Below are 13556 nucleotides of genomic sequence, written 5' to 3' on the forward strand. Positions count from 1 at the left end.
GCCGCAAGGACCTCACCCGGGCGAGCGTGGAGACAGCCCATCAGGAAGGCGTAGACGGATGGCACGAGAACGCCGCGAACCTCGCACGATGCTGGAGTACCTGATCCAGCAGAGCGACCGCACGTACGAGGAACTGGCCGACGAGTTCTCCCGGATGGACTCCCGGGCGGCGATCAGCGCCCGGCACCTCGGGCGACTGGCACGCGGCGAACGCGACCTGGCCTCATCGACCCCCGCCACCCGGCGGGCACTACAGGCCATGTTCAACAAGTCCATCGACGAACTACAGCGCCCCTGGGCTCCCCACCAGTTGACCCCTGCGCCGGAGCGACACCTTGTCGACCCCACCGGCGCCGGCCCGGAAAGGAACCTCCTCGCCATGGCCGCACAACGCGCCCGCCAGTACGCCATGCTCGCCGCCGAGTCCACCAGCCCCGCCGCCATCGAACAGCTCGCCGAGGACGTGCAGCGCCTCGCCCTGGCCTACCCGCAGCGCCCCGTCAGCCACGTGCTGCCCGACCTGGTCGAGACACAGGACACCCTGTTCACCCTCCTGGAGCGCCGCCAGGCCCCGAACCAGTCCAGAGACCTGCACTTCCTCGCCGGTATCACCAGCGGCCTGCTCGCCAAGGTCTCCCACGACATGGCCGACCCCCACTCCGCCATGCTCCAGGCCCGCACCGCCGTGCTCTGCGCCGAGCAGGCCGGACACCCCGGGCTACAGGCTTGGCTGCGCGGCCTGCAATCCCTCGTGGCCTACTGGGCAGGCCGCTACGCCGAGGCGGTCCGCTACGCCGAAGCCGGCCGCGAGTACGCCACCCAGGCCGGCGGCACCTCCGCCGTGTGGCTGCCCGCCAGCGCCGCCCGTGCCTACGCCGCCCTCGGCAACGCCGAACAGGCCAAGGCCGCCATCACCGAGGCCGAGGACGCCTGGTCCCGCGTACGCCCCGACGAGATGGACGAGATGGGCGGCATCTGCACCTTCAACCAGCCCCGCACCCTCTACTACGCCAGCGACGCCCTCGCCTGGCTCCCCGGCGAAGCCACCGCCACCGAGCGATACGCCCTGCGCGCCACCCAGGCGTACGCCGACCCCAACGACCCGGCATGGGCGTTTGGCGACCAGGCCGGCTCACACGCCAACCTCGCCATTGCCCGCGTGGCCAGCGGCGACCTGGACGCCGCCGCCGACGCCCTGGCCCCCGTGCTCGACCTGCCCGCCGACCAGCGCATCAACGGCATCATCCACTCCGTGCGCCGCGTCCATCAGGCCATCACCCGCGCCGGCCACGCAGGCGACGCCCGTGACCTCATCGACGGCATCGAGCACTTCACCCACACCCCGGCCAACGCCCTGCCTCGATAGGGCACGATCGGAACCATGGACCCGATCACCATCCCCGGCCGCGTCATCACCCTGCGCGACATGCGCTCCGATGACGCGGCCGACGCTTGGGCCATCGTCGGAGACGACCGCGTCACCCAATGGCTCTCCTTCGACAGCCGGGACCAGGCCGCCGCCGTCGCCATGGTCGAAGGCACCATCCAACGCGCCCAGCAGACCCCGCGCACCGAGTACTACCTAGCCGTCACCGACGCCACAGACCGCATGATCGGCTTCGCGCGACTCGGCCTCACCGGCCACCAGGCCGCCAAACTCGGGTACGCCATCAGCGCCGACCACTGGGGCCACGGCTACGCCACCGATGCCGCCAGCACCATCGTCGACTACGGCTTCCAGACGCTGAAGCTTCACCGCATCACCGCCGCCATCGGCCCTGACAACGCCGCCTCCATCGCCGTTGCCGAAAGACTCGGCATGCAGTACGAAGGCCGGCTACGCGATCACGTCCACACCAACGGCGGATGGCGCGACTCCCTGCTCTACTCCATCCTCGCCCAGGAGTGGACCCCCGCCGCCGGCTGACGTGACGTCCGGGCCGCGGAGCTGTCCGACGAAGCGCCGGTACGATCGCCGCCATGCGCGACGCCGACACGCCGCCGCAAGAACCCACCGACGACCGACCGCCCCCCGCAACACTCACACCCCAGCAGCACGCCGACCTGATCCGTGCCGCTGCCGCCGAGGTGCGCGACCGCGTGCAGGCATGGCGCGACAACCCGAACTGGCGCAACACCCCAACCAACAGCCACCGCTACGAGACAACCGTTGGCGCGATCGGTGTCCTCAGCGAGCTACCTGAGCCGGCAACCGTGGAAGCCGTAGCCAGCCTGGCGGATGCCGTCCGCCCGGTCGTCGTGGAGTGGCGTCCCAGCCGGCCAGGCCCAGAGCAGTCGATCTATGCAGCAGTGGAACGCCTCTGGCGGACGATCGACATCCACACGTAGGGGCCGGGGCACCGCTGAGTACCACGTTGCCGAAACAATCTCAGTAGGGATCAAGGCGCTCCGCGCGGCGCGGGCCGGGGCGCGGCAACCGGCTCCTGACGGAGCCGCCGCCCCGGCCGCCTACGGCGCCGGGGCGGAAAGTCAGCCGGCCCGCAAACCACGCCCCGCCCCGCGCGTCACCCCTGGTTCCGTGAGGAACCGGTGACGAGTCCCGGACTGACCGGGAACCCATGCGACAGCACACCCGCCGGTCTCTCCCATCCTCGGAACACCTCACTGCGGACCGGTCGACGATCGGCCGGTCGAGTTGCCGAACGGAACCGTTGGCCGCTCCCGGGTCCGGTGTGGGGAAGGAGTGAAGGTGGGTGAAGGGGGCGGCGGGTGAGGAGCAGGGTTGGGGTTAGGGCTGCCTCCGGCGGGGGCCAACGACTCCGGGATGGAGTTGCCGAACGGCTGCGGTCGTGGGTGGTTGGGGTGGGGATGCCATCCCGTCCACCGCCGACCCAGGCAGAGCCGAGCAGACCAGGGCCAGGGCGACAAGGTCGTTCGTCCGGTAGGGCGCTCCACCTTGTCACCCTGGCCCTGGCCCGCTCCACGGTGTGGGTCGGCGGCGGACAGTGAGGATGGTGGGGTGGGTCGCCGGGTTGGTCTGACTCACCGGCAGACCGACGGTTGCTGTCCTGATCCCGATTCGTCGGCCGGCTCGGTGGCCCCGCTATTGCATGTCACCGGTCAGGCGTCGTGACTTGATAGGAGCCTGTGCGAGAGGCGCCCACCACTGTGTTGTCCGATCGGCTGACCGGTGACGTGTCCACGTGTTCTCGACACGACCGAGAAGGGCGGACCTCACCAGCATGGCAGCGAAGAAGCGATCGGTCATCGGTGGTGTCGACACCCACCGAGACACCCACCACGCAGCGGTCATCGACAGCACCGGCGGCCTCCTCGGCGACGCCGGGTTCCCCGCTACCCGTGCCGGCTATGACGATCTCCTGGCCTGGCTGTCCTCCTTCGGCGGTCTGGTCGCCGTCGGAGTAGAGGGCACCGGCAGCTACGGCGCTGGCCTCACCCGCCACCTCGGCAGCCGCAAGATCCCCGTTGTCGAGGTCGACCGCCCGGACCGCAGGACCCGCCGGACCAAGGGAAAGTCCGACCCCATCGACGCCATCGCCGCAGCCAGGGCCACCCTCGCCGGCACCGCCACAGGAATCCCGAAGACCCGCACCGGCCCGGTCGAGGCCATCCGTGCCCTACGGGTCGCCCGCCAAGGCGCGGTCAAGGCCCGCACCGCCGCGATCAACCAGATGCGGGGCCTGGTCGCCGCTGCCCCGGAAACCCTCCGAGCCGACCTGACCAAGCTCAGCGCCGCCGTCCTGGTCAACCGCTGCGCCACCCTCACCGCCGACCTGAGCCGGCTCCACGACCCGCAGCAGGCCACCGCTGCGGCACTGGCCGGCCTCGCCCGACGAGCCCTCGCCCTGACCGAGGAGATCAACGCCCTTGACCGGCAATTGGCACCGCTGGTCCGCCGAACCGCACCACGCACCAGCGCCCTGTTCGGCGTCGGCACCGACGTCGCCGCCCAACTCCTGACCACTGCCGGCGACAACCCCGACCGGCTCCACTCCGAGGCCGCCCTTGCCCACCTCTGCGGAGCAGCACCCATCCCCGCCAGCTCCGGACGGGTGCGCCGCCACCGCCTCCACCGAGGAGGCGACCGCAGCGCCAACCACGCCCTACACACCATCGCCCTCTGCCGCCTCCGCTACGACCCACGCACCCGCGCCTACCAGCAACGACGCATCACCGAAGGCCTCAGCAAGCAAGAGATCCTGCGCTGCCTCAAGCGCTACATCGTCCGGGACGTCTACACCGCCCTTCGCGCAGACTTCGCAGCCCTGACCACTTGACCTCCATAGGAGCATCGGGATGGCAACAGCGGGGGCGCGGTGCGCGCCAAGCGCGGCGAGTCAGCGGTACCTTGTCACCAGCAACCAGGGCGGCACGGGCGGGGAGGATCTTGGTCGGGCAAGTGAATGAAACCGGCGCTGTTGATCTCTAGCGGCCCAGGTCAAGAAGTCTGTTCCCCGCGCATGCGGGGGTGATCCGCCGTTGCCGCTCGATCCGTCGATGCTGCGTCTCTGTTCCCCGCGCATGCGGGGGTGATCCGGCAAATACGCAGTACACGATCGGGGTTGCCAACTGTTCCCCGCGCATGCGGGGGTGATCCCGCGTCGACCGGCCGGGCATCGACCCGACGCTGCTGTTCCCCGCGCATGCGGGGGTGATCCTCCCCCAATCGGTGGGGCCGGTGGTCATCGTTGCTGTTCCCCGCGCATGCGGGGGTGATCCGTGAGGGGAACCGTAGTGCTGGCCCTGGCCATGCTGTTCCCCGCGCATGCGGGGGTGATCCCAGCGGCGGCATCCCGGGACGCGGGTGCCTGAACTGTTCCCCGCGCATGCGGGGGTGATCCCACCCACGACCGGGTGTGCTCCGTCCGCACCTCCTGTTCCCCGCGCATGCGGGGGTGATCCGGACTTCGGCCCCAAGCCGGGGTGGGAAACCCACTGTTCCCCGCGCATGCGGGGGTGATCCGAAGCGCGGCCGGGAACGCACGTTTCTCGCCGGCTGTTCCCCGCGCATGCGGGGGTGATCCGGCCAACGTGTCCGCGGCCGGGGCGGACAAGGCCTGTTCCCCGCGCATGCGGGGGTGATCCCACGGCGTACGCCAAGGGTGACCAGTCGTGGACCTGTTCCCCGCGCATGCGGGGGTGATCCCTCGCCGTTCTGGACGTACTGCTTCGCGGCCAGCTGTTCCCCGCGCGTGCGGGGGTGATCCGGGCAGCATAGAGGCAGCGAAACGGTTGCCAGCCGTTGACGGTGTCCGAGGCTGGCCATGCACCATGGCCACCTGAGCAGCACCAGACGGCAACGACTTGCAGCCGATGGTGTGCCCTGTCGGCGTTCACACCGAAGAGGTCACTGGTTCAATCGCGACATCCCGGTTGGTCCGTCGACGAGGCCCAGCACTACGGCCTGCGTCGACTATGGCCGACTATGCCCCTTATTGATCACAATAGGGTGGTAACTGACCTATCTGGTAGAGCGCTCCTACTTCACCGGAAGCTCTGCGTACTGAAGGAAGCCTGGAATACTGAGTAAGTGCCAGGTGAGCGGCAGCGCCTTCCGGGGGAAATTATTTCGGTTCTGGCGGGTCTAGCGGTGGGAGCGGTCATCGGACTGATTTGGGAGAGAATCCCCGCCTTTTCGAAGCCTCCCGCAAAACCGCATCAAGGAGTGCCATTGGCGGGAAGTTTGCCACCGCCTAGACAGCACGAACCCGAGGCCCAATCAGCACAAGGCCAGAACAGAGATCGGGCCGACTCAAATAAGATCTACCTACTAGTTAAACTGTTGGCCTGCCTCGCCTGCTGGCTACTGTTCGCCGGTAGCGTGACGTTCGCTTACAAGAGTTATCGAAATGCAACGGCAGTTCCGGAGCCGCGACGGGAAGCTGGCAGTGTGCTTCTATACCTCGACGAAGTCAACGTCAAAGCCAGTCTGGAGGTGCGCGTTGAGCCAATTGGGGAAGACTACACCAATTCCAGGTACTTCATTAGGGTCTCACCGGACTATCGGGGCGACGAACTAGGATTCATGCTAGTAGCCACGGGCGACGCCAGAGCGAGTGAGAGGTATCCCAGCGGCTCCGCACGAAAGCAAGCCAATGGGTGCTGGGACAGCATCGTGCCCTTTCTCGGTTTGAAGCCCAATTGCTACAAGGCGGATTTGCCGACGAGCCCCGGCTATTCTCTTCCTGAGGCATGGGCTCCGTCGCAGGTTGTAGAGGGCGTCATGCGACGCAGTGATGGGTTATTGGCGGCGGAAATTTGGCTGCACTCGGATACGGATTACGTGGAGGAAGGTGGAAAGCGAACCTACTTCACCCTGCCAAAGGTCGGGACCTCCTACTTGCCGAAAGATTATCGCGAAAAAATGACTTTTGGCAAGCCTGGTGAGCGGAAGCGCTTCGTGCCGAAGGAACTAGACGTCACGGTCATCTATAAGGATCTGTCTCCAAGAGACCGCATGGAAAGTGTAAATCCGGATCTCGAAATCTCTGGAGCCCTGGCCTGGACGGGTGTCGACAATTCCTATATTGCGCCAACCGGGTCGGTTGTTGACACGGTGAAGGAGGAACGAAGCCAGAATGCTATCTTCCTGGTTGGCGCGTACCTTGGGTTAGCGGCAACTGTTGCCCCGATACTTGCCTCAATAACATGGCGCGTGATCGTGCCGCTCTTCCGGAGGAGGCAGGATGCCTCCGATACACAGGTTCGGTGAGCACTTCCTATACCTCTTCAAGGCGGCCCGCTTCGCAAGCTGCGCGCCGCCGAACCTGGGACGAGCCTACCGGCCCGCCGCGTTGCCTCTAGCCTTCGGCCGCCGTCTCTGCGCTTGCGGGCCCACCCTGCGGGCGGCCTCCGGCCGTCCTCGGGCGGGCCGCAGCGCACACATCGATCCACGGACCATGCACGGACTGATCTTGACCAGGTGGCCTTGAGGCTGGCCCGCCGGTGCAGGCCGGCGGGCCGCAGGCGCTCTGGCGAGTATCGGTTTCCTAAACCGTGTGTCGCAGGTTCGAATCCTGCCGGGGGCACAACGTAATGCCCTGAGCAGCCAGAACGCGGCCACATAATCGACGCTCATCGGTCTAATTCCGAACCTTCCTCCGAAAGCCCCTCGGTAACGCGTGTGTACGAGCAGCCTGCGGCAGGTGTCGCTCCGGTGCATCGGTGGCTGCGTCATTACGACACGGCGTGGACAGCCGTGGATGCTTATCGAGCTGTTGCATGGGTGGGTCGGCAACAAGCTCTACCGCCGGCGTCAGTTCCCGGGCAGTCGGCTCGACTGCACGCCACCGAGCCGTTCTCATGGAGTGCCACGACGCCGAGGCGACGGTGCGCGCCACCCTCGCCCTCGGCGTCGCCGAGTCGGTAGCCGCGAATGTCCTGCACGCACAGCCGAGCCCGATCGGCCGGTGGGTCAAATCGATGCCGGGACTGCCGCAGTCGCCTGATGCCCGAGGCGGTAGGCGTCGCCCTCAGGCAGCACGTGTCCGCCGGTCGGAGCGGGGAAGTGGCTGCCCAGTAGGAGGGTGCCGGTGCCGGCGAGCGAGGCGAGCAGCCGTCGGCGGGTGGCCTCGGCCTGGGTTGCGTCGATGTCGACGCAGGAGCTCAGCGAGGGATGGGCCAACTGGACGGGGTGGTGGACGGCGTCGCCCGAGATCAGTGCTGTCTCTCCCGCACTGCTGAGGTGGACGGAGATGTGGCCGGGGGTGTGGCCGGGGGTGGGTAGCAGCCGCAGCCCCGGGGCGATCTCGATCCCGTCGCCGGGGACCTCGACGGGATCGAGCAGGCCGGCCTGTTCCACCGGGAGCACCGAGTCCTCGAACATCTGCCGGCGCGGCGCGTCCATTGCGTACCCGGCCCAGAAGTCGCGCTCCACGCGGGAGGTGATGTGGCGGGCGTTGCCGAAGGTGGGAACCCAGGTTCCGTTGACCTCGTGGGTGTTCCAGCCGACGTGGTCGGTGTGCAGGTGGGTCAGCACGACCAGGTCGACGGAGTCCGGCGTGAACCCGACGCTACGCAGGTTGTCCCGGTAGGTGGTGTCGAGGTTGTGCCAGGCCGGGTTGGCGCGGCTCTTGCCGTTGCCGATGCCGGTGTCGACGAGCACCCGCAGTCCTTCGGTCTCGACGGCGAAGCTGTGGCTGTGCAGGCGCAGTTCGGCGTCGGGGCTGGCGAAGTCGGGGCGTAGCCAGTCCTGCCGGGCGACCAGCTCGGGGGTCGCGTCCGGCAGCAGCCACTGCCCGGTCTGTGGGGCGAGCAGCAGTTCGTCGATACGGTGGATGGTGATGGAGCCTACGGTCCAGGTGGCGGTCATGGCGCTTCAGTGTCCTTCGGTGTTGGGGATCGAACGGGGAGCCAGGGCGAGCACCACCGAGGCGGCGAGTCCGAGCAGGACGGTGCCCACGGCGTAGACGTGCGTGGCGGTGGCGAGACCGGACGTGCGGGCGACGGCGCCCACCGCGACGGCGGGCAGGCTCATCGCCAGGTAGTTGACGACGGAGCACACGGCGACGACCGCGGCTCGGTGGCGCTCGCCGACTGGTGCGGTGATGATGCGTACGCTGCCCTGGTTGACCATGCCGAACGTGGCGCCGGCCAGCACCGCTCCGCCGAGCAGCGCGGGCGTTCCGCCGCCGTGCAGAGCGGCCACGGTCAGTGCCGCGGCGAGGGGTACGGCCAGGCTGCCGACCCGAACTGCCGCGCGGGGTGCCGCTCGGGTGAGCAGCACAGCCGGTACGGCGGTGGCCGTCACAGCGAGGAAGATCAGGCCGCCTGCCGCGAGGGGCAGGTCCGGGGCGATGTGCAGCAGCAGGGACGGGCCGAGCGAGGAGTAGAAGCCGCCGAGCGCCCAGACCGCCACCATCGCCGCGGCCAGGATCCGCAGTTCGCGGCGAGCCGTCGCGGGCACCCGGAGCCGACGGCGCGGTGGGGCCGAGCTGGTGTGCGTCGCGCCGGTTGTCGCCGTCGCCGTGGCGGGGGTGGCCGGCCGCATGGAGCCGGGCGGTCGAAGTCGCGGCTCCGGCCCGGTGAGGAGCATCGCTGCCCCGGCGACGAACAGGACCGCCAGCGCGAGGTAGATCATCACTGTGTTCTCAGGGCGGAGGTGGACGAGCACGGTCGCGGCTACGACGCCGAGCGCCATCCCTGCGGGGGGTGCGACGCTGTTGGCCAGCGCACCGCGTCCCGGGCGACCGGGGGCTTCGAGGTCCAGCAGGGCGGCGCCGACCGCCCCGATGGCCACGCCGGTGGCGATTCCCTGCACGGCCCGTGCGGCGATCAGCAGGCCAGGCCCGGCGGCAGCAGCCAGCAGCAGCATCGCGACCGCCTGGACGATCAGAGCGATCACGGTGACCGGTTTACGGCCGTAGCAATCGGACAGGGTGCCGGCGAGCAGCAGCGCCAGCAGCAACCCCACGGGGTAGACGGCGAAGACGACGCTGATCGTGAGTTCCGAGAGTTTCCATTGCTGCTGGTAGAGCGGGTAGAGCGGGGTCGGCGCGCTGGAGGCGGCCAGCAGTGCGATGAGCACCGCCGCGTACCGGGGAGACAGTCCCGCTGGCATGACACCTCCACTTAAAGCTATCCGTTTGCGTTAGTGGACCGTAGCCCGTATGGTTCACTAACGCAAACCGTTAGCTTTAAGTGGAGGATGCGTGACCACCCCCCTCACGCCCCCGGAGACGGCCGCTCTCGCCGCCCGTGCCGGGCTGTTGGTCGAGGAAGCCCGGCACGCCGGGCTCGCGGCGGCAATCAACCACATTCACGACGCCGTCAACGTCCTGCGGGAGCTCGACTTCGAAGACACGCCACCGGCCTTCGTGTACGAGGCCGGCACGCGTCGACAGAAGGATGATCATGCAGTTGCCTGACCTGTCGCTTACCGAACTCGCCGCGGCGATCCAGGCTCGCGAACTTTCGCCCGTCGAGGTGGTCGACGCCGTGCTGGAGCGCGCCGAGCGCACGGAACCCCAGCTCAACGCGTACTCCGCGATCGACGCCGACGGAGCGCGCGAGGCGGCGCAGGCCGCCGAACGCGCGCTGGCCGCCGGCCGGGACGCTGGCCCGCTCGCCGGCATCCCGGTGGGCATCAAGGACCTCATCGACATCGAGGGCAGACCCACCGGTGCGGGCTCCGGGGTGCGCGACGGCCACCGCGCCGAGAAGGACAGCGCGGTGGTGTCGAGCCTGCGCGACGCTGGGGCGATCATGCTCGGCAAGACCCACACCCACGAGTTCGCCTACGGCCTGATCACGCCGCAGACGCGCAACGCCGTCAACGGCGACAGGGTGGCCGGCGGATCCAGCGGAGGATCCGCGGCAGCCGTGGCCGCGGGCAGCGCCACCTTCGCCCTCGGCACCGACACCGGCGGCTCGATCCGCGTCCCGGCCGCCCTCAACGGCGTGGTGGGCCTCAAGCCCACGTACGACCTCGTGCCCCGCCAGGGCGTCACGTCACTGTCGTGGTCCCTGGACCACGTCGGACCGATCACGCGTACGGTCGCCGACGCCGCTCTCGCCCTCTCCGCCCTCACCGGGCGCCGCGCCGCGCTGCACACCGATCTGCGCGGAGTTCGCGTGGGCGTGCCGCGCAACTACTACTTCGACCGGCTCGACCCGCAGGTCGAGAGGGCGGTGCTCGCCGCCGTCGACAAGCTCGCCGCGCTGGGCGCCACCCTCGTCGACGTGGACGTCCCGATGACGCGCTACCTCGTCCCTGCGCAGTCAGTGATCATGCTCGCCGAGGCGAGCGCCTACCACGAGCACACCCTGCGCGCCGCCGCCGACCTGTACGGCGAGGACGTCCGCGGCCTGCTCGAAGCCGGCGGGCTGCTGGGCGCCGGCGAATACCTGCGCGGCCAGCGTGCCCGCACCCTGGTCCGGGAGGCATGGTCAGGGCTGTTCACCGAGGTCGACGTCCTCGCCGCTCCGACCGTGCCGGTCACCGCGGTTCCGATCGGGCAGGAGCGCATCGTCTGGCCGAACGGGGAGGTGGAGAGCGTGACGGACGCGTACGTGCGGCTCTGTGCTCCCGCGAACCTGACCGGTTTTCCGGCTCTGACCGTTCCGGTTGGCCTCGACGAGGACGCCCTGCCGATTGGCCTGCAGCTGATCGGAGCGCCCTTCACCGAGGACGTCCTGCTGCGCGTCGGTCTGGCCCACGAGGAGGCCACCGATTAAAGCGAAACGTTTGCCTTAGGCTGGTGACCATGAGCCGCAAGCCCATGGCACGTCCCGGTGGCCGCAGCACCCGCGTCCAGAGGTCGGTACACGACGCGGTGCGCGCCCTGCTGGCCGAGACCGACCGCGACAACCTGACCGTCCCGATGATCGCCGCTCGGGCCGGTGTCACCCCCTCGACCATCTACCGGCGCTGGGGTGACCTGCAGGAACTGCTGTCGGACGTGGCCGTCGAACGGCTGCGGCCCGAGGCGGCGCCCGAGGACCACGGCTCCTTCACGGAAGATCTCGCCGCCTGGGCCGAGTCCTTCCTCGACGAGATGTCCTCACCGCCGGGGAAGGCCTACATCCGGGACGCACTGCTCGGCGATCCCGACGGCACCAACGCCGGGCAGTGCTCCGCCTACGCCGCCGAGCAGATCAACATCATCCTTGCCCGCGCCACCGAACGGCAGGAACCGACACCTCCCCTGGAGGCGGTCATGGACCAACTGGTCGCGCCGATCATGTACCGCATCCTGTTCCGCCCCGACGGCCTCGGCGAAGCACACCTGCGCACCCTGCTCGACCGGGCGACCAACGCCGGCGGTCAAGAGGGGTGAAGTGAGGTCGGGTAGAGAAACGGCTCAGGTAGCCGCGGGCGCCTGTGGCCGCTTTGTCGCCGTAGTCAACGACTACGGCCGGGTGGCGGGTCTCGGTCGGGGCGGTGTGGTGAACCGCCGGCACGGCCCGCTGCCCACGCACCCCCGCCGGCCGGTACGCCCCCACTCGCAGGGCGCGCCGGCCGGCGGGGGTGCTGTCGCCGTTACGGGGTCACGGAGAGCAGGTGGGCCTTGTAGCCCTCACCGTAGGTGCTGGTCGGGGTGCCGTTGTAGTCCTGGATGAGGACGTTGCCACCGCTGCATCCCCACGGGTTCCAGGTCCACGCCGTGTACCCGATGCGCTTGGAGTCCAGCCAGGTCATCACCTGGTCGATGTAGTCGTGGGCGCAGGTGTCCTGGCCGATCTCGCCGACGTGCACCGGCACCTGGGCGGCGACGGCGCCGATCTGGCTGTCCCAGCAGGTGACGGTGACGCAGGCGTTGAAGTTGTACGAGTGCCACGACGCCACGATGTTGTCGAGCGGGTCGTTCGGCTTGTAGTTGAGCCACTGGCTCAGGTCGTTGGTCCAGGTCAGGCCGGCGACCAGCAGGACGTTGCCGGCGCCGGTGGCCCGTACGGCGTCGACCAGGTCCTGCATGCCGGCGACCTCGTAGGCGATGCCGGTGCAGGTGCCGCCGTCGCGCAGGCAGCGCCACGCGGCAGCCATGTCCGACCAGTTGTTGGCCGCGTCCGGGTAGGGCTCGTTGAACAGGTCGAACACCACGGCGTTGTTGCCCTTGAAGGCGTTGGCCACGCCGGTCCAGAACTGCGGCGTGTGCTGCATGCTGGGCATCGGCTTCTGGCAGGTGGCGTTGACGTCGGCGCAGGCGGAGATGTTGCCGGTGTACTGCCCGTGCGTCCAGTGCAGGTCGAGGATCGGGTTGATCCCGTTGGCCACGAGCAGGTTCACGTAGTCCTTGACGGCCTGCTGGTAGGTCGCGCCGCTCGGCGAGCCGGAGAGGCCGAGCCAGCAGTCCTCGTTGAGCGGTATCCGCACGGCGCGGATGTTCCACGCCTTCATCGCGTTGACCGATGCCTGGTCCACCGGGCCGCTGTCCCACATGCCCTTGCCCTGCACGCAGGCGAACTCGCCGCTGGCCCGGTTGACCCCGAGCAGCCGGTAGGTCGCCCCGCTCGCCGTCACCAGCCGGTTGCCGGAGACCTTCAGGGCGGGCGCGGCGCCGGTCGGCGGCGGGGTCGTGGGCGGCGGCGTCGTGGGTGGGGGAGTGGTGGGCGGCGGGGTCGTCGGCGGTGGGGTGGTGGGTGGCGGGGTGGTGGTCGGCCCGGGGGTCGGCGAGGTCACCGAGCCGGTGCAGGTCGTGCCGTTGAGCGCGAACGACGTCGGCACGGGGTTGCTGCCGCTCCAGGAGCCGTTGAAGCCGATCGTGGTCGATCCGCCCGTGCCCAGCGCTCCGTTCCAGCTCAGGCTGGCGGCCGAGACGCGCGTGCCGGACTGCGACCAGGTGGCGCTCCATCCCTGGGTGACCTGTTGGCCGCTGGTCGGGAAGTCGAAGGTAAGCGTCCAACCGGTGACCGCGGAGCCGAGGTTGATGATGGCGATGTTCCCGCTGAACCCGCCTGTCCACTGGCTCTGCACGGTGTATGCCACGGAGCAGCCGGTGGTCGCGGCCGAGGCGGGTAAGGTGAGCCCGGTCAGGCCGGCGGCGACCAGGGTCGCGGTGGTGCCGACGGCCAGCAGGGCATGGCGATGTCTCATCTGATCTCCTCGTGGTCGAGAGGGGATCGTCGATGGGAGC

Annotated in this window: 11 protein-coding genes and 1 CRISPR repeat array; of the genes, 8 read left to right on the forward strand and 3 right to left on the reverse strand. The window is 69.0% G+C overall.

Translation table 11 applies throughout. The features are described 5' to 3' along the window. Positions 1 to 88: 88 nt before the first annotated feature. The 5 genes from ACFYWL_RS12285 (at position 89) to ACFYWL_RS12305 (ending at position 6694) form a co-directional block, all read left to right on the forward strand. Entirely contained in the window at positions 89 to 1366 is a 1278-nt protein-coding gene (locus ACFYWL_RS12285) for a hypothetical protein (RefSeq protein ID WP_386971029.1), read from the forward strand. Positions 1367 to 1381: 15 nt separating this feature from the next. Continuing rightward, positions 1382 to 1927, forward strand: coding sequence for a GNAT family N-acetyltransferase (locus tag ACFYWL_RS12290; RefSeq protein WP_386971032.1), 546 nt, complete (start codon positions 1382 to 1384; stop codon positions 1925 to 1927). A 53-nt stretch (positions 1928 to 1980) separates the two neighbouring features. Continuing rightward, on the forward strand, positions 1981 to 2349 hold the full coding sequence (locus ACFYWL_RS12295; protein WP_386971035.1) for a hypothetical protein: 369 nt from the start codon (positions 1981 to 1983) through the stop codon (positions 2347 to 2349). Positions 2350 to 3203: 854 nt separating this feature from the next. Then, positions 3204 to 4259 (forward strand): IS110 family transposase, encoded by a 1056-nt coding sequence (locus ACFYWL_RS12300; RefSeq protein WP_386971038.1) that lies wholly within the window; start codon positions 3204 to 3206, stop codon positions 4257 to 4259. A 170-nt stretch (positions 4260 to 4429) separates the two neighbouring features. Then, positions 4430 to 5189: a CRISPR direct-repeat array (repeat unit 28 nt; unit sequence CTGTTCCCCGCGCATGCGGGGGTGATCC). Positions 5190 to 5872: 683 nt separating this feature from the next. Then, the gene (locus tag ACFYWL_RS12305) at positions 5873 to 6694 is read left to right on the forward strand and encodes a hypothetical protein (protein ID WP_386971040.1); all 822 of its coding nucleotides are present in this window, start codon (positions 5873 to 5875) and stop codon (positions 6692 to 6694) included. 702 nt (positions 6695 to 7396) lie between these two features. Here the strand turns inward: ACFYWL_RS12305 and ACFYWL_RS12310 are convergent. Next, on the reverse strand, positions 7397 to 8293 hold the full coding sequence (locus ACFYWL_RS12310; RefSeq protein ID WP_386971042.1) for an MBL fold metallo-hydrolase: 897 nt from the start codon (positions 8291 to 8293) through the stop codon (positions 7397 to 7399). Positions 8294 to 8299: 6 nt separating this feature from the next. Beyond that, on the reverse strand, positions 8300 to 9541 hold the full coding sequence (locus ACFYWL_RS12315) for an MFS transporter (RefSeq protein ID WP_386971044.1): 1242 nt from the start codon (positions 9539 to 9541) through the stop codon (positions 8300 to 8302). A 91-nt stretch (positions 9542 to 9632) separates the two neighbouring features. Between ACFYWL_RS12315 and ACFYWL_RS12320 the strand changes: the two genes are divergently transcribed. From ACFYWL_RS12320 to ACFYWL_RS12330, 3 genes are read left to right on the forward strand one after another with little or no spacing between them, the layout of a single operon-like run. Further along, the gene (locus ACFYWL_RS12320; RefSeq protein ID WP_386971047.1) at positions 9633 to 9848 is read left to right on the forward strand and encodes a hypothetical protein; all 216 of its coding nucleotides are present in this window, start codon (positions 9633 to 9635) and stop codon (positions 9846 to 9848) included. Then, positions 9835 to 11157 carry an amidase gene (locus ACFYWL_RS12325; RefSeq protein ID WP_386971050.1) on the forward strand — a complete coding sequence of 441 codons (1323 nt, stop codon included), beginning with the start codon at positions 9835 to 9837 and terminating at the stop codon, positions 11155 to 11157. Before ACFYWL_RS12320 ends, ACFYWL_RS12325 begins: the two co-directional genes overlap by 14 nt. Before the next feature lie 29 nt (positions 11158 to 11186). Next, on the forward strand, positions 11187 to 11759 hold the full coding sequence (locus tag ACFYWL_RS12330) for a TetR/AcrR family transcriptional regulator (protein ID WP_386971053.1): 573 nt from the start codon (positions 11187 to 11189) through the stop codon (positions 11757 to 11759). Positions 11760 to 11962: 203 nt separating this feature from the next. On the opposite strand, the gene ACFYWL_RS12335 is transcribed toward ACFYWL_RS12330, so the two are convergent. Further along, positions 11963 to 13516 (reverse strand): cellulase family glycosylhydrolase, encoded by a 1554-nt coding sequence (locus tag ACFYWL_RS12335; protein WP_386971055.1) that lies wholly within the window; start codon positions 13514 to 13516, stop codon positions 11963 to 11965. Positions 13517 to 13556 lie beyond the last annotated feature (40 nt).

The organism is Micromonospora sp. NPDC002575 (genome assembly GCF_042889525.1).
GTDB classification, from domain to species: Bacteria; Actinomycetota; Actinomycetes; order Mycobacteriales; family Micromonosporaceae; genus Micromonospora; species Micromonospora carbonacea.

Coding starts and splice junctions, on each gene's coding strand:
- ACFYWL_RS12285 (WP_386971029.1), top strand. CDS start 89: ATGCTGGAGTACCTGATCCAGCAGAGCGACCGCACGTACGAGGAACTG.
- ACFYWL_RS12290 (WP_386971032.1), top strand. CDS start 1,382: ATGGACCCGATCACCATCCCCGGCCGCGTCATCACCCTGCGCGACATG.
- ACFYWL_RS12295 (WP_386971035.1), top strand. CDS start 1,981: ATGCGCGACGCCGACACGCCGCCGCAAGAACCCACCGACGACCGACCG.
- ACFYWL_RS12300 (WP_386971038.1), top strand. CDS start 3,204: ATGGCAGCGAAGAAGCGATCGGTCATCGGTGGTGTCGACACCCACCGA.
- ACFYWL_RS12310 (WP_386971042.1), bottom strand. CDS start 8,293: ATGACCGCCACCTGGACCGTAGGCTCCATCACCATCCACCGTATCGAC.
- ACFYWL_RS12315 (WP_386971044.1), bottom strand. CDS start 9,541: ATGCCAGCGGGACTGTCTCCCCGGTACGCGGCGGTGCTCATCGCACTG.
- ACFYWL_RS12325 (WP_386971050.1), top strand. CDS start 9,835: ATGCAGTTGCCTGACCTGTCGCTTACCGAACTCGCCGCGGCGATCCAG.
- ACFYWL_RS12330 (WP_386971053.1), top strand. CDS start 11,187: ATGAGCCGCAAGCCCATGGCACGTCCCGGTGGCCGCAGCACCCGCGTC.
- ACFYWL_RS12335 (WP_386971055.1), bottom strand. CDS start 13,516: ATGAGACATCGCCATGCCCTGCTGGCCGTCGGCACCACCGCGACCCTG.